Source organism: Comamonas sp. Z3, assembly GCF_008121565.1.
In the GTDB taxonomy this organism is placed as follows: domain Bacteria; phylum Pseudomonadota; class Gammaproteobacteria; order Burkholderiales; family Burkholderiaceae_C; genus Comamonas; species Comamonas brasiliensis.
In genome coordinates this window covers 399577-422845 of sequence record NZ_VOQU01000007.1, presented here as the reverse complement: position 1 = coordinate 422845, position 23269 = coordinate 399577, and the positions used below count along the sequence as shown (strand labels likewise).

At 62.7% G+C, this 23269-nt stretch carries 21 protein-coding genes; 14 read left to right on the top strand and 7 right to left on the bottom strand.

What is annotated here, in order from left to right; genetic code table 11:
• Nucleotides 1-44 precede the first annotated feature (44 nt).
• The gene (gene thiD, locus FSY59_RS21665) at nt 45-917 is read left to right on the top strand and encodes a bifunctional hydroxymethylpyrimidine kinase/phosphomethylpyrimidine kinase (protein WP_003053709.1); all 873 of its coding nucleotides are present in this window, start codon (nt 45-47) and stop codon (nt 915-917) included.
• A gap of 67 nt (nt 918-984) precedes the next feature.
• Here the strand turns inward: thiD and FSY59_RS21660 are convergent, their stop codons facing one another.
• Entirely contained in the window at nt 985-1458 is a 474-nt protein-coding gene (locus FSY59_RS21660) for an SH3 domain-containing protein (protein WP_003053711.1), read from the bottom strand.
• Between the two features lie 124 nt (nt 1459-1582).
• On the opposite strand from FSY59_RS21660, the gene FSY59_RS21655 reads away from it, so the two are divergent.
• Nucleotides 1583-2350: an ankyrin repeat domain-containing protein gene (locus FSY59_RS21655; RefSeq protein WP_019042216.1), complete on the top strand. Its 768-nt coding sequence runs from the start codon at nt 1583-1585 to the stop codon at nt 2348-2350.
• Between the two features lie 66 nt (nt 2351-2416).
• Here FSY59_RS21655 and FSY59_RS21650 read toward each other — a convergent pair whose 3' ends face one another.
• On the bottom strand, nt 2417-3709 hold the full coding sequence (locus tag FSY59_RS21650) for a cytosine permease (RefSeq protein ID WP_050874166.1): 1293 nt from the start codon (nt 3707-3709) through the stop codon (nt 2417-2419).
• A 415-nt stretch (nt 3710-4124) separates the two neighbouring features.
• Between FSY59_RS21650 and FSY59_RS21645 the strand changes: the two genes are divergently transcribed.
• From FSY59_RS21645 to FSY59_RS21635, 3 genes are read left to right on the top strand one after another with little or no spacing between them, the layout of a single operon-like run.
• A complete protein-coding gene (locus FSY59_RS21645) occupies nt 4125-5021 on the top strand; it encodes a hypothetical protein (RefSeq protein ID WP_148729648.1) in 897 nt (298 codons plus the stop codon).
• A 35-nt stretch (nt 5022-5056) separates the two neighbouring features.
• A complete protein-coding gene (locus FSY59_RS21640) occupies nt 5057-5644 on the top strand; it encodes an RNA polymerase sigma factor (RefSeq protein ID WP_148729647.1) in 588 nt (195 codons plus the stop codon).
• Entirely contained in the window at nt 5641-6510 is an 870-nt protein-coding gene (locus tag FSY59_RS21635; RefSeq protein ID WP_148729646.1) for a hypothetical protein, read from the top strand. The genes FSY59_RS21640 and FSY59_RS21635 overlap by 4 nt, the downstream gene beginning before the upstream one ends.
• Before the next feature lie 75 nt (nt 6511-6585).
• Here FSY59_RS21635 and FSY59_RS21630 read toward each other — a convergent pair whose 3' ends face one another.
• From FSY59_RS21630 to FSY59_RS21610, 5 genes are all read right to left on the bottom strand, one after another.
• Nucleotides 6586-7377: a peptidylprolyl isomerase gene (locus FSY59_RS21630; RefSeq protein ID WP_003053722.1), complete on the bottom strand. Its 792-nt coding sequence runs from the start codon at nt 7375-7377 to the stop codon at nt 6586-6588.
• An 87-nt stretch (nt 7378-7464) separates the two neighbouring features.
• Complete coding sequence (locus FSY59_RS21625) at nt 7465-7731, bottom strand: BolA family transcriptional regulator (RefSeq protein ID WP_043373767.1); 267 nt, start codon at nt 7729-7731, stop codon at nt 7465-7467.
• Complete coding sequence (locus tag FSY59_RS21620) at nt 7728-8297, bottom strand: septation protein A (RefSeq protein ID WP_003053725.1); 570 nt, start codon at nt 8295-8297, stop codon at nt 7728-7730. Before FSY59_RS21620 ends, FSY59_RS21625 begins: the two co-directional genes overlap by 4 nt.
• A 217-nt stretch (nt 8298-8514) precedes the next feature.
• Nucleotides 8515-8931: a peptide-methionine (R)-S-oxide reductase MsrB gene (msrB, locus tag FSY59_RS21615; RefSeq protein WP_019042211.1), complete on the bottom strand. Its 417-nt coding sequence runs from the start codon at nt 8929-8931 to the stop codon at nt 8515-8517.
• Complete coding sequence (locus tag FSY59_RS21610) at nt 8928-10463, bottom strand: YdiU family protein (RefSeq protein WP_148729645.1); 1536 nt, start codon at nt 10461-10463, stop codon at nt 8928-8930. The genes msrB and FSY59_RS21610 overlap by 4 nt, the downstream gene beginning before the upstream one ends.
• 204 nt (nt 10464-10667) lie before the next feature.
• Here FSY59_RS21610 and FSY59_RS21605 point away from each other — a divergent pair, with 204 nt between their 5' ends.
• The 9 genes from FSY59_RS21605 to FSY59_RS21560 all read left to right on the top strand — a co-directional run bounded on the left by FSY59_RS21605 (nt 10668) and on the right by FSY59_RS21560 (nt 23134).
• Entirely contained in the window at nt 10668-12311 is a 1644-nt protein-coding gene (locus tag FSY59_RS21605; protein WP_003053731.1) for a 3-(methylthio)propionyl-CoA ligase, read from the top strand.
• Nucleotides 12312-12821: 510 nt separating this feature from the next.
• The gene (locus FSY59_RS21595) at nt 12822-14057 is read left to right on the top strand and encodes a branched-chain amino acid ABC transporter substrate-binding protein (RefSeq protein WP_003053735.1); all 1236 of its coding nucleotides are present in this window, start codon (nt 12822-12824) and stop codon (nt 14055-14057) included.
• Nucleotides 14058-14287: 230 nt separating this feature from the next.
• On the top strand, nt 14288-15523 hold the full coding sequence (locus FSY59_RS21590; protein WP_148729643.1) for a branched-chain amino acid ABC transporter substrate-binding protein: 1236 nt from the start codon (nt 14288-14290) through the stop codon (nt 15521-15523).
• Nucleotides 15524-15636: 113 nt separating this feature from the next.
• The gene (locus tag FSY59_RS21585) at nt 15637-16590 is read left to right on the top strand and encodes a branched-chain amino acid ABC transporter permease (RefSeq protein WP_003053739.1); all 954 of its coding nucleotides are present in this window, start codon (nt 15637-15639) and stop codon (nt 16588-16590) included.
• 3 nt (nt 16591-16593) lie between these two features.
• A complete protein-coding gene (locus tag FSY59_RS21580; protein ID WP_019042207.1) occupies nt 16594-17934 on the top strand; it encodes a branched-chain amino acid ABC transporter permease in 1341 nt (446 codons plus the stop codon).
• A 3-nt stretch (nt 17935-17937) separates the two neighbouring features.
• Nucleotides 17938-18756, top strand: coding sequence for an ABC transporter ATP-binding protein (locus FSY59_RS21575; protein ID WP_003053745.1), 819 nt, complete (start codon nt 17938-17940; stop codon nt 18754-18756).
• A gap of 1 nt (nt 18757) precedes the next feature.
• On the top strand, nt 18758-19453 hold the full coding sequence (locus FSY59_RS21570) for an ABC transporter ATP-binding protein (RefSeq protein WP_003053748.1): 696 nt from the start codon (nt 18758-18760) through the stop codon (nt 19451-19453).
• Nucleotides 19454-19701: 248 nt separating this feature from the next.
• A complete protein-coding gene (locus FSY59_RS21565; protein WP_148729642.1) occupies nt 19702-21801 on the top strand; it encodes a 3-hydroxyacyl-CoA dehydrogenase NAD-binding domain-containing protein in 2100 nt (699 codons plus the stop codon).
• Nucleotides 21802-21958: 157 nt separating this feature from the next.
• Nucleotides 21959-23134, top strand: a complete 1176-nt coding sequence (locus FSY59_RS21560) for an acetyl-CoA C-acyltransferase (protein WP_003069486.1) — start codon at nt 21959-21961, stop codon at nt 23132-23134.
• Nucleotides 23135-23269: the final 135 nt, after the last annotated feature.

Sequence of the window (23269 nt, the reverse complement as noted above, 5' to 3'; positions counted from 1 at the left end):
CAAACAGCACGCATTGACCATGCGCATGGGCGATAATTTTTGCCATGACAGTGATTGCTCCTTCCTCTATCTCCGGCGCCGCAAAAAAGCGCTATGCACGCGTGCTCTCCATCGCCGGCTCGGACAGCGGCGGTGGCGCCGGCATCCAGGCCGATCTCAAGACCTGTGCGGCCCTGGGCTGCTATGGCATGACGGCGATCACGGCCATCACCGTGCAGAACACGCTGGGCGTGACGGGCATTCACGGCATTCCGCTGGATACCGTGCGCGGCCAGATCGATGCCGTTGTGCAAGACATAGGCGTCGATGCGGTCAAGATCGGCATGCTGGCAACCCCCGATGTGGTGAGCGTGGTGGCGGATGCGATCCGTCGCCACCAGATCAGGAATGTGGTGCTGGACCCCGTGATGGTGGCCACCAGCGGCGATCGCCTGATCGTTCCCGAGACGGCCCAGGCGCTGGTGCGGGAGCTGTTCCCGCTGGCGACGGTGATTACCCCCAATCTGGATGAAGCAGCTTTGCTGCTGGGTCGCAGCATCGACGGCATTGCAGCGCTGGATGCGGCCGTGGCCGATCTGCTGGCCATGGGGGCGCCTGCGGTGCTGCTCAAGGGCGGGCATCTGAGCGGCGATCTGGTCATGGATGTGCTGGGTCGGCAAGGCCAGCAAGCCAGCGACTATCTTCGTCTGCAGTCGCAGCGCATCGTCACCCATAACGGCCATGGCACGGGCTGCACGCTTTCGTCGGCGATTGCCTCCTTCCTGGCCCAGGGGCTGGCACTGGAGGCCGCAGTGACCGAGGCGCGGCGCTATATCCTGGGCGCCATCGAGGCGGGAGCCGAGGTCTACACCGGCCAGGGCCACGGCCCCCTCAACCACGGCTATGCGCCGCGCGCGCAGCTGATCGTCGAAGGCTGATTGCCGACACTCGCAAAAAAGGCCTGCAGTTGCAGGCCTTTGCCTTTTGGGGCGCCTGTTGCCGCACTTACCAGCCCCAGACCAGATTCTTGGCTACCCAGCCGCTCTGGCCGTTGCTGCGCTGGACCTGGGCCCAGCTACCTTGCTTTTTCAGCGTCTGCAATACCTCATATTGCTCCAGCTTGCCGACCCGGTTGTGCTTCTGGCCGGGGCCGGAGCGCAGATTGGCCGTGCGTGCCGTCACCACCATATGCGGGCTCTTGCTGGTCAGCGGGGCGTGGACCCATCCCAGCGTGGACTCATAGTCCTTCACGCGCAGCCACTGCCCTTTGCGCTGGGTGACTTGCAGCGGGTAGCCCTTGCTCAGTTCCCAGAGGGTGGCGGAGCGGGTGTTGGGCCGCTCGCGCACATTCACGGTCTTGCCCTTGATGCTGACGAATTCCTGGGCTTGTGCGAGGGCCGGCAGCAGGCCGGCGGTGAGCGCACCCAGCGCGATCAGGCTTGAAGTGGCGGCGGTGCGGATCCAGCGGTTGCAAGACACGGGGCAGATTCTCCTTTTATCGATTGAAAACATGCTGTAACCCCCATCGGACTTGCGTGGTTAGCTATAGTTCCTGTAGAAAGCTGACAGGGGCTGAACACCCAGCCAGCCATCAAGGAATGCCATGAACCAGCCAGTCCGCGCCCATGGGAGCGCCTCGTTGACTACCCGATTGACGATTGCATTGACGGCTTCGGCCGCAGCGACGCTGCTCACGGCCTGCCAGAGCGGCACGTCGGCGAATGCTCCGGCTGCAATGCCAGCCGCTGCTGTGGCAGCAAAAGCCGGGGACCTGCAGATGCCGGGCCAGCAATTGCTGGCCGCTGCCGCGCAGGGCGATGCCGTGGCGGTGCGCAATCTGCTGGCCGGCAACGCGCCTGTCGACGTGCAGGACGCCCGGGGCAATACCCCGTTGCTGCTGGCCACGGCAGCCAACCATATCGAGGTGGCACGCTCGCTGCTGATGCATGGTGCCAGTCCCAATATCCAGAACCAGATGCAGGACAGCGCCTATCTGTTGGCCGGCGCGCAGGGCCGGCTGGAGATTGTGCGCATGACGATTTCCTATGGCGCCGATCTCAAGAGCACCAACCGCTATGGCGGCACGGCCCTGATTCCGGCCTGCGAGCGCGGCCATCTGGAAACAGCCCGGGCGCTGATCACGGCAGGTGTGGATGTGAACCATGTCAACCGGCTGGGCTGGACCTGTCTGATGGAAGCCGTGGTGCTCAGCGATGGCGGGCCTCGCCATCAGGCCATCATCCAGGCCCTGATCGATGCCAAGGCCGATCTGAACCTGCCAGACAAGGACGGGGTGACGGCCCTGGCCCATGCACGCCAGCGCGGGCAGCAGGCCGTCGTGCAGCTGCTGCGGGCGGCGGGCGCCAGATGAAAAACAGAGAAAATGGCTGAGTTGCCCGGTTGAAGGGAATTGGCTGCTATTGAATTTGTTTTTTGCTCAGGCGGCAACGGAGCGCGGCTGCAGCTGGCGTGTGGCGAGAGCCACCACAAAGGTCAGCGCCAGCGTGGGCAGGGCCGAGCCTAGGGCCGTGCTGGCATAGGGCAGCAGGTGATAGAAGGCAATGCCCAGCACCCAGATGGCCACGGCATCCCAGCGCACGGCGGGCGCTTTCTGCATCAACTCCACGGCATCGGTGCCAAAGGCCAGGCGGCCCAGCATCACGCCGAACAGCGGCACAAAGCAGGAGCTGAGCAACAGCAGAAACGGCTCCAGGCTGTGCATGGGCAGCACCATGGCCAACGCGGTGCACAGGGACGCGATCAGCAGGCCCCAGCGGCGAACACTCCAGCCCGGTTGCAGGCTGTGGGCCGACATGGCGCCAGAGTAGGCATCGCCATAGGCGTTGTCCACTTCGTCGATCAGAATCAGTGACAGGGCAATCAGCCCGCCCTGGGCCAGCAGCAGGGCCGTGACCAGGTCTTCGCTGGGCAGGGTCAGGGCCACCAGCACGCCCAGGGAGTAGCACCAGATATTGGCCAGGGCAAAGCCGGTCCAGGCTCCGGTCAGCGCGGATTTGCCGCTTTTGCCGTGGCGCGCATAGTCGGCCACCAGCGGCAGCCAGCTGATGGGCATGGCGATCACCAGATCGACAGCGCCCAGCATGCTCATGCCGCCTGCACCCTCGCGGGCCAGCAGGGGCCCGAGGCCAGTGGCGCCGGCCATTTTCAGGAATTGCCAGCTCAGCCACAGCAGCGAGGCAATCACCAGAGGCAAGGCCACGCGCGAGATGATGCGGCGCACCAGGGTGGTCATGGAGCCGCTCATCAGCAGCAGGATCACGCCACCCCAGAGCAGCGTGGCCAGCCAGGGCCAGTAGGGCGCGCCCATGATGCCGCTTTGCCTGCCCAGCGCCACGGTGGCGTCGCGCATCACCACCAGCTCGAAACTGCCCCAGCCCAGCAGCTGGATGATGTTGAGCACGATAGGCAGTCGTGCAAAGCGGCGGCCGTAGACGCTGTGCATCAGCCCGGCGCTGGACAGGCCGCTGTCGCAGCCCAGCTTGCCCACCCAGCCCAGCAGGCCGGCGCCGATCAGGGAACCGATGCCGATCGCGATCAGCGCATGCAGCGGGCTGAGCGCTGGCAGCAGATAGGCGCCCATCTGCATGACCAGCAGGCCTACGCCCAGACTGAACCACAGCGAGGCATGGTCGCGCCAGGCAAAGACGCGCTCCTGCGCCGTCACCGGGACCAGGGCCCGATTGGCCGATGTGGAAGAAGATGACTTCATGAATGCTCCGCCAGAAAAACGAAGCAGGGGCCGCATGGTTTGCGCGGCGGGCCATGAAAGACATGGCGAGTCGCGGTCTGACACCTTGGACAGCTTCCCTGCGCGAGGATGATCTCGGGCAAGCGGTGGTCAAGACACCGCTTGCGCAATCAGGTTCAAAGGGACTCTCTCAGCCCTGACCGGTCATAGTCAGGACACCCCCAGCATTGCTGCTTGCCTTGGGCTGCAGCGAGCGCGATTGTGCCAGACATGCCGGGCCGGAGCACGACTGCGATGCCAAGCGGTGTTGCAAATGGTGTTGCAAATGCTTGCAAATCAGAGCGCCTGTCCTGACCCCGTTGCGTCTGCTGCTGCGTTTGAGCCTCCGACAAGTTTGTTTCAGCCGCTGTGGCTGTATCTTGAGGAGGCCTTGTCCATGCTGTCTGTCCGTATCGAACCCCCGGTTCCTGGTTTCTTGCTGTCGCGCGGCCGTCTGCTGCGCGCTTCGCTGCTCTGCGCTGCCGCAATGGTGGTCGCCGCGCCGGCTTCGGCCTGGACGCGCGGCAACCCAAAGCTGGCCCAGATCAGCATCGTCGAACGTGCCACGGGGCGGGTACTGCCCCAGTACAGCCACGAGGGCGAGCTGTGGGTGGTGGGCCGTCCCGGTGCCAGCTATGCGGTGCGCATCCGCAACCTCGAGAGCCGTCGCATCATGGGCATCATCAGCGTCGACGGGGTCAATGCCATCAACGGCCGGGCGGCGAGCTCCCGCGCCGAAGGCGGCTATGTGCTGGATGCGGGCGACAGCTATGACGTGCGGGGCTGGCGCAAGAGCAATGACAACGTGGCCGCGTTCTATTTCTCCGAAAGCGATATGTCCTATGCCGCCAGGACCGGCCGGCCGCAGGATGTGGGCGTGATCGGGGTTGCGCTGTACCGTGAAAAACTGCCCGAGTCTGCCGCCTACCAGGGGCCGCTCTATGAGCCGCAAGCGCCAGCCAGTGCCTTGGCGGCTGAATCTGCGGCGGCGGATGTCGCCGTGCCGCAGGCCGCCAGCAAGAGCCGCAGTGCCGAACGCCGGGCTCCATCGGCCTCGCCGGCCCCTTCGCTGGGCACGGGCCATGGCGCGGTGGAGCGCTCGCAAGTCACCCAGGTGGAGTTCGAGGCCGATACCGAGCAGCCGCGGCAGATGGTGCGTATCCGCTACGACAGCTATGCCAATCTGGTCGCCAGAGGTGTGATCCGCGAGCCCCGCCCACGGCCGTCGCAGCCGCGCGTGCCCAATCCCTTTCCCGGGGACGACGGCTTTGTCCCGGACCCGCCGCGCAACTGAGCAAGGTGGGCTGCGGAGTTTGCATAATCGCGGACATGCTCGCACCGCAGCCTGCACCAGACACACCCGCCGACGAAGCCCTGATGCGCAGCTATGCCGCAGGGCAGGCCACGGCGTTCGAGACGCTTTATGCCCGGCACAGCCTGCGTATGTGGCGCTATTTCTATCGCAACACGGGCGATGCGGCACTGGCCGACGATCTGGTGCAGGACCTCTGGTTTGCCGTGGTGGACAGTGCCTCCCGCTATGAGGTGCGCAGCAAGTTCACGACCTGGCTGTTCACCATGGCACACAACCGCCTGGTCGATCACTGGCGTAGGCAAAGGCCGGGCATCAGCCTGTCGGCAGACACGCAAGAGTCCCTGCGGCTGGCCGAAAGCCTGTTTGCGGCATCGGGCTTCGAGCCTGAGCAGCAACTCGATCGCCAACTCATGGCCCAGGCCATTCTGGCGGCATTGGCGCGGCTTCCTTGTGAGCAGCGCGAGTGCTTTCTGCTGCAGGTCGAGGCTGATCTGACACTGGCCGAAATTGCCCAGGCCACCGGTGTTGCCGAGGAAACAGCTAAAAGCCGCTTGCGCTATGCGCGTGCCAAACTGCGCGCCGCGCTGGAGGAACTGGCATGAATATGCACCCCGAAACCCCGCCCGGCAACGGCAAGCCCGATGTGCTGCGCGAGCTCTACCACGAGGCCGTGGCAGAGGACCGTGGCCCCAGTGCGCAAAGCAGCGCCGCCATTCTCGAGCGCGCACGCCAGCGTGCGGCCGGGGCACCGGCGGACCAGCCTGCGGCCAACGACCGCTACTGGCTGCGGCATGCGCTGGGCGGGCTGGCGGCCGTCGGACTGGTGGGCTGGCTGATGCTGCAGCATGCGGCCTGGTGGAGTGGCCCGGACCAGGGCAGGGGGGGCGAACCGGATTCCAGGGCCGAAGCCGTGGCCCGGCCTGAGGGGGACGCTGCGTCGCAGGCCGCCGATGCACAGCGGGCAACGCCTGAGCCAGCTGCTTCGGCCGCCAGCGCTGAACGCGCGGCTGCGCAGACCCCGGAATCCAGGGGGAGCCGGGCGTCAGTGCAGACAGAGAAAGCACCGGAGGCCTTGGGCATGGAGGCTGCCGTATCTGCGTCGGCGCCCATGCCTCCATCCCAAGCTGCTCCCGCTCCCAGTGCGGCACCGGCTGCGCGCGGGGCACCGGCAGCCAAGGCGTCTTCTCGGAGCACGGACGCTGTGCAGCCTGTTGCCCCGGCAGCCGACGCCACGGTGGCCGATGCGATGGCGCCACAAAACTCTCGTTTGTCGGCGCAATTGCCGCTGTGTCCTTTGCAGACCGAGGACCAGGGTCGTCGGCGAGCCGCCAAAGAGGGGGCGGAAGAAGGCTCTGGCGCGGCACGAAAGCCCCCGCATTGCCGTCCAAGAAAGCCCGAGCAATTGCCGCCAGCCAAGTCTGAGTCTGGTCAGGGTGCTGCGGAAGATGTAGCAAAACCGCAGCGATGAGACAAAAAAAGCCCGCTTGACGCGGGCTTGGGTGATGGTCTGGCCAGTCCTTTTCAGGTCTGGCGTAAGAGCATGTTACTGGATTTTTGCGCTTTTGCGCAGCTGATCCTGGAATTGCTGCAGCTTTTGCTGTTGCAGCTGCTGGGTGATCTGGGGCTTGACGTCCTCGAACTTGGGCATTTCGGCCTGGCGCTCGTCATCCATGCGGATGATGTGCCAGCCAAACTGGCTCTTGACGGGCGCGTCGGTCATCTCGCCCTTCTTGAGCTTGATCAGTGCCTCTGTGAACTCGGGCACGTAGTTGTTGGGGTTGGCCCAGTCCAGATCGCCGCCGCGGGCACCCGATCCGGGGTCCTTGGATTCCTTCTTGGCGATGTCTTCGAACTTCTTGCCGGCCTTCACTTCGGCGATGATGGCCTTGGCGCGGTCCTCGGATTCCACCAGGATGTGGCTGGCCTTGTATTCCTTGCCGCCATTGGCCTCGACGAACTTGTCGTATTCGGCCTTGGCTTCGGCATCGGTCACGGGGTTCTTCTTCTGGAAGTCTTCGAACAGCGCACGGATCAGCACGGTCTGGCGGGCCATGTCCATCTGCTGCTTGTAGGCCTCGGAGGCGGCCAGACCGCGGCGGTTGGCTTCCTGCATGAAGACTTCACGTGCGATGACCTCGTCCTTGATCATCTTGTCCATCTCGGGGGCAACGGGCTGGCCGCTGGCTTCGATCTGGGCCTTCAGGGCGTTGACGCGGGCCATGGGCACGGCCTTGCCATTGACGATGGCCACATTCTGGGCCGAGGCGGACAGGGCGGCAAAGCCCAGAACTGTGGCGCCCACGATGCGGGCCAGTTGCTTTTGTTTCATGCTCATTCGAGTTGAGATCGAGAAAAGTGAATGAAGTTCAGTCCATACACAACAGGCTCCCGTCAAGGAGCCTGTGGTCAGAACCGTGGGTTCTCAAAGTACTTCAATGGCGATGGCATGAGCACCCTGGTCAATGAAGTCTTGCAGTGCATCATACACAAGGCGATGGCGTGCCACGCGGCTTTTGCCATCAAAGGCTGGGCAAGCAATGCGTACGCGAAAATGCGTGCCCACGCCGCTGTCATTGGCACCGGCATGGCCAGCATGCTGATAGCTCTCGTCGATGACTTCGAGCTGGGTCGGGGCCAGACGCTGGCGCAGGGCGGCGTCCATGGCCTGGGCACTGATGGTCAGGTTCATGGCTGCTTGTCCTTGGCTTCGGCGGCGCTGGGCGCGCCGTCCTGGGGCAGGTAGCGGCTCATGTAGATGGCTTGCGCAATCACGAACACCACCATCAGTCCCATGCCTCCAAACAGCTTGAAGTTGACCCAGGTGTCGGTGTCGAAGTTATAGGCCACCCAGATGTTGAGCGCGCCCATGGCCGCGAAGAACGCGGTCCAGGCCCAGTTGAGCTTGAGCCAGATGGCATCGGGCAGCTGCAGCTGCGCACCCATGACGGAGCGCAGCAGGTTCTTCTTGAACACCAGCTGGCCGATCAGCAGCGCGCCGCCCATGAGCCAGTACAGCACCGTGGGCTTCCATTTGATGAAATTGTCGTCATGGGCCAGCAAAGTGGCGCCGCCGAACAGCACGATGACACCGAGGCTCATCCATTGCATGGGTTCGATCTTGCCGGTCTTCAAGCGCAGATAGGCAATCTGCGCCACGGTGGCGACAATGGCCACGGCCGTGGCGGTGTAGATGCCCCAGACCTTGAAGGCCACGAAAAACAGGATGATGGGGAAGAAATCAATCAGCAGCTTCATGCGCGAAATGGTAGTCGTTCTGAAATTCAGACTGCGCAGCACCGGCAAGGTTCCCGGCGCAGCGAGCAAATCCGCATCATGCACCAAAGCTCGGGCCGTACCGCCAGCAAAGCCTTGTGAGCCGGACGGATTCAGCTATCAAAGCTGATAGCCAGGGCCTGCGCAGCGCGCCCGTGCCGGCATGGCTGAGGCCTTGCTGCTCAAGCCTTGTCAGCTCTTATTTTTGGGGCTCACCCTGGAAATCCAGCGAGGCTGAATTCATGCAGTAGCGCAGTCCGGTATCGGTGGGACCGTCGGGAAAGACATGGCCCAGATGAGCGCCGCAGTTGCTGCACACCGTCTCGGTGCGCACCATGCCGTGGCTGCGATCCACGATATTGGTGATGGCGCCGGGCACGGCCTGGTCAAAGCTGGGCCAGCCGCAGCCCGCATCGAACTTGGTGTGCGAGTCGAACAGCTTGTTGCCGCAGCAGACGCAGTGGTAGCTGCCGTCGGCCCAGAACTGCTCGTATTTGCCGGTGAAGGGGCGCTCGGTGGCCGCATGGCGCGTGACCTGGAAGGCCGCGGTTTCAGCCCCCTTGTCCTGCAGCAGGGCTTGCCATTCTTGGTCGGATTTCTGGATGGGAAAGCTCATGATGAACAGCTGATTTCAATCGAGGAAGCCCAGTCGGGCGGGAAGCCGGCCCAGTCAGCGTGGTCCGGATGCGAGTCACAAGGCGCTTGCAGCACGGCCAGCATCTGCTGCACCGGCGCGAAGTCACCGTCCCGGGCGGCGCGGATCACGGTTTCGCCCAGATGGTTGCGCAGCACAAAGCGCGGATTGGATTCTTGCATCAAAGCCATGGCCTGCACGCTATCCACTTGCGCCAGCTGCTCTGAATAAGTGAGCGACCAGGCATCGAAGCTGGGCCGGTCAAGAATGATGTCACGCAGCGGCTCGAAGTCGATCGGCCTTGCCTGCCCCTGTGCGACGGCATCGGTCAGGCGACTGAAGAAGATGGTGTAGTCCACCTTGTTGTCGGCCAGGATCTGCAGCAGCGGGTTGACCAGCAGTGCAAAGCGGCCTTCGGTGGCCGGCGTGCCGGCCTCGTTCTCGGGCAGGCCCAGCTTGGCCAGCATCTGGCGCGCATAGGCGGCGGGAAAAACGGTCTTGTACGACTCAAGCGCCGCAATCGTCAGCTCTTCGTCGCCGATCAGCGGCAGCAGGGCCTGGCCCAGGCAATACAGATTCCAGTAGGCCACCTGGGGCTGGCGGTTGAAGGCATAGCGGCCCTGGCTGTCGCTGTGGTTGCAGATATGGCCGGGGTCGAAGGCGTCGAGAAACTGGAAGGGGCCGTAATCGATGGTCAGGCCCAGGATGCTCATGTTGTCGGTATTCATCACGCCGTGGCAGAAGCCCACACCCTGCCACCGGGCCAGCAATTGGGCCGTGCGCTCGCTCACGGCCTGCAGCAAATTGGCGTAGTGGTTGCCGTTCAGCGCGGTGGCCGTGCGGCACTCGGGATAGTGCTGGTCTATGACCAGATCGGCCAGGGCGCGCAGCTCGGCCTGCATATCGCGTGCGGCGAAATGCTCGAAATGGCCGAAGCGGATGAAGCTCTCGGCCACACGCGTCACGACGGCGGCGGTTTCCATGGTCTCGCGCGCCACGGGCAGGGGCGAGCCCGTCAGCGCCAGCGCACGCGTGGTGGGAATGCCCAGGGCCGCCATGGCTTCGCTGCAGAGAAACTCGCGAATCGACGAGCGCAGCACGGCCCGGCCGTCGCCCATGCGCGAATAGGGCGTGCGGCCTGCTCCCTTGAGCTGGATTTCAAAGCCCTGCTCGGTTTCGCCCAGCAGGATGGCGCGGCCGTCGCCGAGCTGGCCGGCCCAGACGCCGAACTGGTGGCCGCTATAGACCGTGGCCAGCGGCTTGCTGCCGCCGCTGCCTTGGTCGGAGACGGCATTGCCGCTGAGGATTTGCAGCGCTTCGGCGCTGTGCAGCCATTCGGGGTCCAGATCCATCCAGCGTGCCGCGCAGGTGCTGGTGGCAATCCATTGCGGCTCGGGTACGGGCGTGGGTTGCAGATAGGTGAAAAAAGCCGGGCCCAGGGCTTCGAAGCGGCCGGGCTTGCGCCATTGCGGGGCAGGGGATTCGCTCATGCAGGCATTGTGCTTGAGCGGCATCAGGGACAGGGCTTGCAGGGTTGTTGAGCCGGTTGACGCTGGAGATCGTCCTAGGTTTTTCCCTGAGTGCTTGTTTGTCGCTCAGAGGGAGGATGCAGTCAAACGTCGCCACGGTTACGCATTGGTGACAGTCCTCAGATGACGGCAGGGAAGCCCGCGCTAGGATGCTTGCCGATCATCACAACGCTATCCAGGAGACTGCCAATGTTGGGTCTGATGCAAAGCCAGCCGCTGTTGATTTCTTCCCTGATCGAGTTTGCCGCGCGCAACCATGCCGACGGGGAGATCGTCTCCCGCCGTGTGGAGGGCGATATCCATCGCTATACCTACAAGGAACTGGCTGCGCGCTCGCGCCAGCTTGCCAACAAGCTCGATGCCATGGGCCTGGCCCAGGGCGACAGAGTGGCCAGCCTGGCCTGGAATGGCTATCGCCACATGGAGATGTATTTCGGCGTCAGCGGCTCGGGTCGGGTGCTGCACACCGTCAACCCGCGCCTGCATCCCGAGCAGATTGCCTGGATCGTCAACCACGCCGAAGACAAGGTGCTGTGCTTTGACCTGACCTTTTTGCCCATCATCCAGGCTGTGCATGCCAAATGCCCCGAGGTGCAGCAATGGGTGGTGCTCTGCGATGCGGATCGCCTGCCGGCAGACAGCGGCATTCCCGGCCTCATCAGCTACGAGAGCTGGATTGCGGGCCAGTCCGATCAATACCGCTGGCCGCAGTTCGACGAAAACACCGCATCCAGCATGTGCTACACCAGCGGCACCACCGGCAATCCCAAGGCCGTGCTCTACAGCCACCGCTCCAGCACCTTGCACGCCTATGCTGCCGCGCTGCCGGACGTGATGTGCCTGTCGGCCCGTGATTCGGTGCTGCCCGTGGTTCCCATGTTTCACGTCAATGCCTGGGGCCTGCCCTATTCGGCGGCGCTCACGGGCTGCAAGATGGTCTTCCCGGGCCCGGCGCTCGATGGCAAGTCGGTGTACGAACTCATCGAGTCGGAAGGCGTGACCTTTGCTGCCGGCGTGCCCACCGTCTGGCAGATGCTGCTTGGCTACATGAAGCCGGGCGGCCTGCGTTTTTCCAAGCTCAATCGCACGGTGATCGGCGGCTCTGCCTGCCCGCCAGCCATGATCACGGCCTTCCAGGACGATTACGGCGTGGAGGTTCTGCACGCCTGGGGCATGACGGAGATGAGTCCCCTGGGCACGCTGTGCACGCTCAAGAACAAGCATCTGGACCTGCCCAAGGACGAGCAGATGAAGATCCGGCAGAAACAGGGGCGCGCGATCTATGGCGTGGAGATGAAGATCGTCAACGACGCCGGCGACGAGCAGCCCTGGGATGGCAAGAGCTATGGCGACCTGCTGGTGCGCGGCCCCTGGATCATCGACAGCTACTACAAAGGCAGCGGCAATCCCCTGGTGCGCGGTGCTGACGGCTATGGCTGGTTCCCGACGGGGGATGTGGCGACGATCGACCCCGATGGCTACATGCAGATCACCGACCGCAGCAAGGACGTGATCAAGTCCGGCGGCGAGTGGATCAGCTCCATCGATATAGAGAACATCGCCATGGCCAACCCGGCCGTGGCCATGGCAGCCTGCATAGGCATGCCGCATCCCAAGTGGGACGAGCGCCCCATCGTGGCCGTGGTCAAGAAGCCCGGCGCTGAAATCACGCGCGAGGAGCTGTTGAAGTTCTACGAGGGCAAGACGGCCAAGTGGCAGATTCCCGATGATGTGGTGTTTGTGGAGGCGATTCCGATTGGCGCCACGGGCAAGATGCTCAAGACCCGTTTGCGCGAGGAGCTCAAGGACTACAAGCTGCCCACGGCAGCCTGAACCGCCTTAGGCCAGGCCTGGCGCGGCCCGAGCAAAGCCATCATCGCGGGATGATGGCTTTTTTGTCCGGGCGGCTGGGCCATTTAGATCGATCTGCGCGACAAATTGCCGCCGTTGGCCATGCACTGGTAAGTGCGTCAGCAACTGGTGTTTGCTCGTCGCCATGGGCTTGAGGGAGCGCGTGGCCGGTTCCACTATCTGCTTTTGGTGCTGATGGCGGAAGCACGCTTTGAAAAGTTGCCCGGTGCGGTGGAGTTGCTGGCCAGGGTCAAGGCCGGCAGCTTGGGCGGCCTGCGGCTGACGGAAGCCAGCTGCCGCTCCAGACTGTTGAGGTCTGAAGTGCCTCTAGCTCTTTATGGGTAGGAGAATGTTGCTATGGTTTTTGAGGTTATGGCCTGAGGTAAACCCTGCAGTCGCCAATGTGATATTCGCTAGGGCAACCCCCAGGCCGCAGGCGCTGGCTTGCCCTTTAGTCTGGGCGTCGCTCATAAACACCAAAGGAGACGCTCTATGAAGTTTGCAATCAAGGCTTTGACAGCATCGGTGATCCTGGCGTGCGCGGGGAGTGCGATGGCCCAGAAGGGAGAGACCGTCAAGGTCGCCTGGATTGACCCGCTCTCGGGCCTGATGGCAGCGCTGGGCTCCAACCAGCTCAAAAGCCTGCAGTACGTGGCAGAGGAGCTCAACAAGGGCAATGCTTCGGGGGTGAAGTTCGAGATCATCGGCATCGACAACAAGCTCAGCCCGCAGGAGACCACGGCCGCGCTGCGTTCGGCCATGGACCAGGGCGTGCGCTATGTGTTCCAGGGCAATGGCTCGGGACCGGCGCTGGCCATCATGGATGCGCTGGAAAAGCACAATGCGCGCAACAAGGGCAAGGAGGTCGTGTTCCTCAACTATGCGGCCGTGGACCCCGATCTGACCAACAGCAAATGCAGCTATTGGCATTTCCGCCTCGATGCCGATACCTCCATGAAGATGGAGGCTTTGACCACGTATATGAAGGACGTACCCGAGATCAAGAAGGTCTATCTGATCAATCAGAACTACTCGCATGGCCAGCAGGTGTCCAAGTACGCCAAGGAGATGCTCAAGCGCAAGCGCCCCGATGTGGAAGTCGTGGGTGACGACTTCTCGCCGCTGGCCCAGGTGCGCGACTTCGCGCCCTATGTGGCCAAGATCAAGCAGTCGGGCGCAGACACGGTGATCACGGGCAACTGGGGCTCGGACCTGGCACTGCTGATCAAGGCCGCCAACGACGCGGGCCTGAACAACGTCAAGTTCTACACCTATTACGCCATTGCCACGGGAGCTCCCACGGCCATGGGTGCGGCAGCGGCCGGCAAGGTCTATATGGTGGGCTACGGCCACTTGAACATGCCCGGCGCCATGGACAAGATCGTCAAGGGCTTCAAGGCCAAGGTCAACGAGGATATGTACACCGGCACCGTGTACACGGGGCTGAACATGCTCGATCAGGCTTTTGCCAAGGCCAAGACCACCGATCCCGTCAAGGTCGCGGCGACCATGGAGGGCATGAAGTTCCAGAACTACAACGGCGAGGTCGAGATGCGCAAGAGCGATCACCAGCTGCAGCAGGGTCTGTACATCGCACGCTGGGAAAAGGCCGGCGGCAAATACCCCATGGACTCCGAGAACACGGGCTATACCTTTGCACCCGTGAAGTACTTCGAACCCTATGTGGCCAGCACTCCCACCAGCTGCCAGATGAAGCGTCCCTCCTGAGGCGATGCGAGAGAAGCGGATTTCGGGGCGCCCTGGTGGCGCCCTTTTTTGATCGCGGGTTTCATTCGTCTGCAAGTGCGAGCAGCTGTCGCGCAAGTGTCGCCAACTGCCGCGAATCGGCCCGGCAAGTCGCATGCGTGATAGTTCCTAAGGCTTTCCCCAGCGGGAAAAAGTCTACCGACCGGTAGATTGGCGTCAGTCGCTAGCAAAAATGGTGAAAGGAGACAAGTATGAAATGGGTTATGCGAGCAGTGGCCGTCTCGGCCATGGTCGTGAGTGCAGGTGGAGCCTGGGCTCAAAAGGGCGAAACCGTCAAGATCGCCTGGATTGATCCCTTGTCGGGCCTGATGGCCGCCGTGGGAACGAATCAGCTCAAGACCTTTCAGTTGCTGGCGGAGGAGTTCAACAAGAAAAGTGCCTCGGGCGTGAAGTTCGAGATCGTGGCGCTGGACAACAAGCTCAGCCCGCAGGAAACCACGGCCGCGCTGCGCTCTGCCATGGATCAAGGCGTGCGCTATGTGACGCAGGGCAATGGCTCGGGCCCGGCGCTGGCCATCATGGATGCGCTGGAAAAGCACAACAGCCGCAACAAGGGCAAGGAGTTGCTCTATCTCAACTACGCGGCCGTGGACCCGGACCTGACCAACAGCAAGTGCAGCTACTGGCATTTCCGCCTCGATGCCGACACCTCCATGAAGATGGAGGCGCTGACCACTTACATGAAGGACGATGCCGAGGTCAAGAAGGTCTATCTGATCAACCAGAACTACGGGCACGGTCAGCAGGTGTCCAAGTACGCCAAGGACCTGCTCAAGAGAAAGCGTCCCGATGTGCAGATCGTGGGCGATGACTTTTCTCCGCTGGCCCAGGTACGCGACTTCGCGCCCTATGTGGCCAAGATCAAGCAGTCGGGTGCCGATACGGTGATCACCGGCAACTGGGGGGCCGATCTGTCGCTGCTGCTCAAGGCTGCCAATGACGCCGGCCTGAACAACGTCAAGTTCTATACCTATTACGCGTTTGGCGCCGGCGCTCCCACCGCCATGGGCGCGGCCTCCGACGGCAAGGTCTATACCGTGACTTACGGGCACTACAACATGGGAGCGCCGATTCAGGCCAGCATGGAGAGCTTCAAGAAGAAGTTCAACGACGACCTGACCCAAAGCTCTATCTACCATGTGTTCGCCTTGCTGGATGCGGCCTTTGTCAAGACGGGCTCCACCGACCCGGTCAAGGTGGCGGCGGCTCTCGAGGGCATAAAGCTCAAAAGCTTCAATGGCGAAGTCGAAATGCGCAAGAGCGACCACCAGTTGCAGCAGGGCCTGTACATCTCGAAGTGGCAGAAGGCGGGCGGCAAGTTCCCCTATGACGCCGAAAACACCGGCTACACCTTTGCGCCCGTGAAGTACTACGAGCCCTATGTGGCCAGCACGCCCACCAGCTGCCAGATGAAGCGTCCGTCCTGAGCCAGGCTCGCATATTCTCACCCTCCCTCGTGCTGCAGCATCCGCGCCGACCAGAACGTATAACAGGTGCAGTGCTGCAGCGGTCTTTTCGCTCATGAGAACAAGGCAAGTCGATGACGCCTGAATTTTTCACCATATCCATGCTCAACGGCGTGAGCTACGGGCTGCTGCTCTTCATGCTCAGCTCGGGCCTGACGCTGATCTTCAGCATGATGGGCGTGCTGAATTTCGCCCACACCAGCTTCTACATGCTGGGCGCTTATTTCGCATACACGCTCAGCGGCATCATCGGGTTCTGGCCCGCGCTCTTTTTCAGCCCGGTGCTGGTGGGAGTGCTGGGGGCGCTGTTCGAGCGCTACAGCCTGCGCCGGGTGCACAAGTACGGCCATGTGCCCGAGCTGCTGGTGACCTTTGGCCTGTCCTATCTGATTCTGGAAGTGGTGCAGCTGGTCTGGGGGCGCGGCACCGTGCCCTATGCGCTGCCGACGGCGCTGCAGGGGCCGCTGTTTACCTTGTATGGCACGCAGTTCCCCAAGTCGCGCTCCTTTGTGATGCTGGTGGCGCTGCTGATGCTGGTAGCCGTCTGGCTGTTGCTGACGCGCACGCGCATCGGCCTGGTGATCCAGGCCGCGCTCAAGAACCCCGAAATGGTGGAGGCGCTGGGCCACAACGTGCCGCGCGTCTTCATGCTGGTGTTTGGCGGCGGCTGCGCGCTGGCAGGTCTGGCCGGTGTGATCGGAGGCAACACCTATGTGACCGAGCCCGCCATGGCGGCCTCCGTGGGCTCCATCATTTTCGTGGTGGTGGTGGTCGGCGGCATGGGTTCGCTGGCCGGGGCTTTCGTTGCTTCGCTGCTGATCGGTGTGGTGCAGACCTTCGCCGTGGCGTTGGACTGGTCGCTGGCCGGCCTGTTCAGCTCCATGGGGCATCAGGTCAATGAATCCACCTTCGGCTGGCCCGTGCTGCGGCTGACGCTGTCGCAGGTCGCGCCGATTCTGCCTTACCTGTTCCTGGTGCTGATTCTGATCTTCCGGCCCAAGGGGCTGCTCGGTACCAGAGGGGATTGAGCCATGTCTTCGATTGCAAAAACACCCATGAATTCTTCTGCTGCAGACAAAGCTCGGGCGCAGGCACATTACCGCTTCAAGCCCCTGAACATAGGGCGCATTCTGGTCTGGGGTCTGTTCGCGCTGGCGCTGATCGTGGCACCGCTGATCTTCACCAGCTCGCTGGCGCTGACCATGCTCAGCCAGATCGGCTATCTGATCATCATCTGCCTGTCCTACAACATCCTGCTGGGGCAGGGCGGCATGCTGAGCTTCGGACATGCGGTCTATACCGGCCTGGGTTCGTTCCTGGCCATCCATGCCATGAACAAGGCCGCCGCAGGCGAGATCGCCATTCCGCTAGTGCTGATTCCCATCGTGGGCGGCCTGGCGGGCATGTTCTTCGCGGCGCTCTTCGGCTATGTGACGACCAAGAAATCGGGCACCACCTTTGCCATGATCACCATGGGGCTGGGAGAGCTGGTGGCCTCCATGGCGCTGATGTTCCCCGAGTTCTTCGGCGGCGAGGGCGGCATCACCACGGACCGTGTCTACAGCAAGTTCTTCGGGCTGGACTTCGGCTCGGGTCTGCAGGTGTATTACCTGATTGCCGTGTACTGCTTCGTATGCACGGCCGCCATGTTCGCCTTCACCGGTACGCCGCTGGGGCGCATGCTGAATGCCGTGCGCGACAACCCCGAGCGTGTCGAGTTCGTGGGCTACAACACCCAGCGCGTGCGCTACTTCGCGTTCATCATTGCAGGCTTTTTTGCGGGCGTAGGTGGCGGACTGACGGCCATCAATTTCGAGATCATCACGGCCATGGACAGTGTCAGCGTGGTGCGCTCGGGCGGCTATCTGCTGTTCACCTTCCTGGGCGGCGCCACCTTCTTCTTCGGCCCCATCATCGGTGCCGTGCTGCTGGTGCTGGCTTCGGTGCTGCTGTCCGAGCTGACCAAGGCCTGGCTGCTGTACTTGGGCCTGGTGTTCCTGCTCATGGTCATGTATGCGCCCGGCGGTGTGGCCAGCCTGATCATGATGAATCTGCGCGTAGCCAAGTTCGGTCATTTCAAGCGCCTGCTGATGCCCTATCTGGGCATTCTGGCGGCCGGCATCGTGACGGTGGTTGGTGCTGCGTCGCTGATCGAGATGATCTATCACATGCAGCTCAATGCGGCGCTGGGCCCCAAGGTGCCCTTCATGGGCGCCGAGCTGGACACCAGCGCTGCCTCCACCTGGACCGTGGCGATTGTGGTGTTCGTGGTGGGCCTGGGCCTGCTGGAGGGCGTGCGCCGTCTGACGGCCCGCCGCTGGGGACGCATACAGGAAGCGATCGAAGAAAGCATCAAGAAAGGGGAGGGCTGAACCATGTCCAGCATCGCCATCCATCAACCGGCTGCGCAAGCGGTGCAGCAGTCCTCTCATGCGCTGGAGCTGCGTGATCTGCGCAAGAGCTTCGGCAAGACCGAAATCATTCGCGGCGCCAACCTGGCGGTCAATGCCGGAGAGCGTATCGCCATCATCGGCCCCAACGGTGCCGGCAAGAGCACGCTGTTCAACCTGATCAGCGGTCGCTTCGAGCCCAGCAGCGGCGAGGTGCTGCTGCACGGTCAGCGCATCAACGGCAAGAAGCCCTTCGAAATCAATCGCATGGGGTTGTCGCGCAGCTTTCAGATCACGAACATCTTTCCCAAGCTTTCGGTGTTTGAAAACCTGCGCTGCAGCGTGCTCTGGAGCCTGGGCTATCGCTACAGCTTCTGGCGCTTTCTCTCCAATCTGCATGACGCCAACGAACGCGCCAACGAGCTGATGGAGATGATCGGCCTGCACCGCAAGCGCGACACGCTGGCGGTGAACCTGACCTATGCCGAGCAGCGTGCGCTGGAGATCGGCATCACCATCGGCGGCGGTGCCAGCGTCATCCTGCTGGACGAACCCACGGCCGGCATGAGCAACAGCGAAACCGCGCATTTCATCCAGCTGATCAAGAAGGTTACCGAAGGCAAGACACTGCTGACCGTGGAGCACGACATGGGCGTGGTCTTCGGGCTCGCGGACAAGATTGCCGTGGTGGTCTACGGCGAGGTCATCGCCTACGACACGCCCGAAGCTGTGCGTGCCAACGCCAGAGTGCAAGAAGCATATCTGGGATCTTCCGTCGCAGACCAACAGGCAGGAGCGCATTGAGATGCTGAAGATCAACGATTTGCATGCCTACTACGGCAAAAGCCATGTGCTGCATGGCGTGGACTTCGAGGTCCATGCGGGGGAAATCGTGGCCTTGCTGGGGCGCAACGGTTCGGGCCGCTCCACCACGGCCAAGGCCATCATGGGCCTGGTGCACTGGGAGGGGGCGCTGGACTGGAAAGGCAAGAACCTGAACGGCAAAAAAGCCTATGAGGTGGCCCATCTGGGTATCGGCTATGTGCCGGAGAGCCGCGATGTGTTCCCCAATCTGACCGTGCATCAGAACCTGATGCTGGGCCAGAAAGGCAAGGGCAAAAGCAGCCGCTGGGGTTTTGACGATATGTATGCCATGTTTCCTCGCCTCAAGGAGCGCCAGCACACCGAGGCCGGCGTGATGTCGGGCGGCGAGCAGCAGATGCTCACGCTCTGCCGGACGCTGATGGGCGACCCCGATCTCATCATCATCGACGAACCCACCGAAGGGCTGGCACCCAAGATCGTGGAGCTGGTGGGCGAATACCTCAAGAAGATCAAGGATCGCGGCGTGTCTGTGCTGCTGATCGAGCAAAAGCTGACCATTGCCATGAATATCTCGGATCGGGCCCTGGTCATGGGCCATGGACATATCGTGTTCGACGGCACTCCCGAGACCCTCAGGGCGAACGAAAAGGTTCGCAAGGAGTGGCTGGAGGTTTGAGGTGAATTTCGCCCTGGGGCGCTTCTAGCGCCTTGCCCCTGCCTCGCCTTGCGCGAGGGGGGGATGCCATCGCCCGGGCGGCCTCGCCGCGACGCGGCTTGCCTGGCATCTCTGACGGGGATGGCGTCATTGGTTGTGGCCCAGGGATGTCTCATTGAGGACAAGCATCAGTTGCGCAACGCAGCAAAACTCGGAAAATAAAAAACGCACGACCGTTCTTTTCTATTTATTGAACAGGGGACAACAGCATGACTGCTGAATACAAAGTGGACGGAGCCATCGCCGTCATTACCTTGAACAACCCGCCGGTCAACGGCCTGGGTCTGGCCACCAGACGAGGTGTGGTTGAGGGCTTGCGCCAGGCTCTGGCCGACAAGGCCGTCAAGGCCATTGTGATTACCGGGGCCGGCAAGGCCTTCTCGGGCGGAGCCGATATCACCGAATTCGGCAAGGAAGATGCCTACCGTGAGCCGCATCTGATTTCGGTCATCCAGCAACTGGACCTGTCGACCAAGCCTGTGATTGCTGCGATTCACAGCGTCTGCATGGGGGGCGGGCTGGAACTGGCGCTGGGCTGCCATTACCGCATTGCGGCTCCCGGCACGTCCGTGGCGCTGCCCGAGGTCAAGCTGGGCCTGCTGCCAGGCGCCGGCGGCACCCAGCGCCTGCCGCGCGTTCTGGGTGTGGAAGCCGCGCTCAACATGATCGTCAGCGGCGAGGCCGTGATGAGCGAAATGCTGGCCATGCTGCCTGGCCAGAAGCTGTTCAACAAGATGTCTGCCTCGGCCGAGACGCTGCTGGCCGAGGCCAAGGCCTTGGCGCTGGAGGTCGCCGATGCCCGCCCGCTGCCGCGTGTGCGTGACCTGTCCTGCAAGCATCCCCAGGGCGAGGCCTATTTCGAGTTTGCCGCCACGATGGTGCAGGGCATGTCCAAGAACTTCCCTGCGCCCCTGCGCTGCCTGGAAGCCGTCAAGAACGCCACGACCAAGAAATTCGACGACGGCATGGTGGCCGAGCGCGAAGCCTTCATGCAGCTGATGATGACGCCCGAGTCGCGTTCGCTGCGCCATCTGTTCATGGCCGAGCGTGCCGCCTCCAAGATCCCCGATGTGCCCGGCGATACACCGGTGCGCGAGATCCGGACCGTGGGCGTGATCGGTGCCGGAACCATGGGCGGCGGCATCTCCATGAACTTCCTGAATGCGGGCATTCCCGTCACGATTCTGGAGACCAAGCAGGAAGCCCTGGACCGTGGCGTGGCGACCATCCGCAAGAACTACGAAGCCCAGGTCAGGAAGGGCAAGCTCTCCGAGCAGAAGTACGAGCAGCGCATGAGCCTGCTGTCCACCACGCTCAACTATGGCGATCTGAAGAATGCCGACCTCATCATCGAGGCCGTGTTCGAGGAGCTGGGCGTGAAGGAGCAGGTCTTCAAGCAGCTCGATGAAGTGGCTAGGCCCGGCGCGATTCTGGCGTCCAACACTTCGACCCTGGATGTGGACAAGATCGCCGCCTTCACCAAGCGTCCGCAGGACGTGGTGGGCATGCATTTCTTCAGTCCCGCCAATGTGATGAAGCTGCTGGAAGTGGTGCGCGGCAAGGCCACGGCCAAGGATGTGCTGGCCACGGTGATGAAGGTGGCCAAGAAGATCAAGAAGACGGCCGTGGTCTCCGGCGTCTGCGACGGCTTTATCGGCAATCGCATGATCGAGCAGTACTCGCGCCAGGCCGGCTTCCTGCTCGACGAAGGTGCATCGCCCCAGCAGGTCGACAAGGCCATCGAGAAGTTCGGCTTTGCCATGGGACCGTTCCGCATGGGCGATCTGGCCGGCAACGACATCGGCTGGGCCATCCGCAAGCGCCGTTATGTCGAGCAACCCGACATGAAGTACAGCGCCAGTGCGGACCGTTTGTGCGAGCTGGGCCGCTTCGGTCAGAAGACCGGCGCGGGCTGGTACGACTATGTGCCCGGCAAGCGCGACGCCATCCCCTCGGAAGTGGTGACCAAGATGATCGACGAGCACCGCAAGAGCCTGGGGCTGACGCCGCGCAAGATCTCCGACGAGGAAATCGTGCAGCGTCTGGTCTTTGCGCTGGTCAACGAAGGCGCGCACATTCTGGAGGACGGCATTGCCAGCAAGTCCGGCGATATCGACATGGTGTATCTGACCGGCTACGGCTTTCCGCTGTGGCGCGGCGGCCCCATGCACTATGCGGGCGAAGTCGGCCTGTTCAACGTGGTTCAGGCCATGGGCCGCTTTGCCCAGAACCCCAACGACGACGCCAAGTTCTGGCAGCCCGCGCCGCTGCTGGCCAAGCTGGCCGCCGAAGGCAAGCAGTTCAGCTAGGCGCCGCGCACCCAGACCTTGAGACGTCGTAGCGAAGCCTTGTCGTACTGCTCGTACTGCCTGCGGCTTCGCTCCCCGTCTCCAACGCAAATCGTCGATTTGCGGGCCTGTGTGAACGGCGATCTGCCACGAAATACCCAGAATCAAAGGACAGAACATGACATCCGCAGTGATTGTTTCTACCGCGCGCACCCCGCTGGCCAAGAGCTGGAAGGGCGCTTTCAACATGACTTATGGCCCCACCCTGGGTGCCCACGCCGTCAAGGCGGCTGTGGAGCGCGCAGGCATTGAGGGCGCCGAGGTCGAGGACGTGATCATGGGCATGTCCCTGCCCGAAGGCACGACAGGCGGCAATGTCGCCCGTCTGATCGCCATGCGTGCAGGTCTACCTGTCACGACCTCGGGCCTGACCATCAACCGCTTCTGCTCCTCGGGCCTGCAGGCGATTGCGCTGGCTGCCCAGCGCATCATCGCGGGCGAGAACGATGTGCTGGTGGCCGGCGGTCTGGAGAGCATCTCCTGCGTGCAACCCCATCTGAACCCGCACATGGCTTTCGATCCCGAGCTGACAGCCATGAAGCCCGAGATCTACTGGAGCATGCTGCAGACTGCCGAGCAGGTGGCCAAGCGCTACAACATCAGCCGCGATGCCCAGGACGAGTACGGCGCCTCCAGCCAGCAAAAAGCGGCTGCGGCACAGGCGGCTGGCCTGTTCGAAGCGGAAATTGCTCCCATGAAGACCGTCATGGGCGTGGCCGACAAGGTGCGCGGCCTGATCACCAAGGAGGTGACCGTCAGCAAGGATGAGGGCATTCGCGAGGGCACGACCAAGGAAGGCATCAGCGGTCTGCGCAGCGCGCTGCCCGGCGGGGTGATTACCGCCGGCAATGCGAGCCAGTTCTCCGACGGGGCCGGCGCCTGCGCCGTGGTCAGCGAGGAATACGCCTCGCGCAAGGGCCTCAAGCCTCTGGGCCGCTTCCTGGGCTTTGCCGTGGCCGGCTGCGAGCCCGACGAAATGGGCATCGGCCCCATCTACGCCATTCCCAAGGTGCTCAAGAAGCTGGGGCTGTCGATCAACGATATCGACCTGTGGGAGCTCAACGAAGCCTTTGCCGTGCAGGTCATCTACTGCCGCGACAAGCTGGGCATTCCGGCCGACAGGCTCAATGTCAACGGCGGCGCGATTGCCGTGGGCCACCCCTATGGCGTTTCGGGCCAGCGCCTGACGGGTCATGCACTGATCGAGGGCAAGCGCCGTGGCGCCAAGCGTGTCTGTGTGACCATGTGCATTGGCGGCGGCATGGGCGCGGCAGGCGTGTTTGAAGTCCTGTAAGCAGGGCTTGGGTCAAGCCGTCTTCTGGCCACCTTGGGATGGGGGGCTGGAGGCGGCTTTTTTCTCCTCTGAATTTATGAAATTGATAGCTTTGATCGCTTTATTCATAAGCGGTGAAGCCTGTTCTGATAGGTA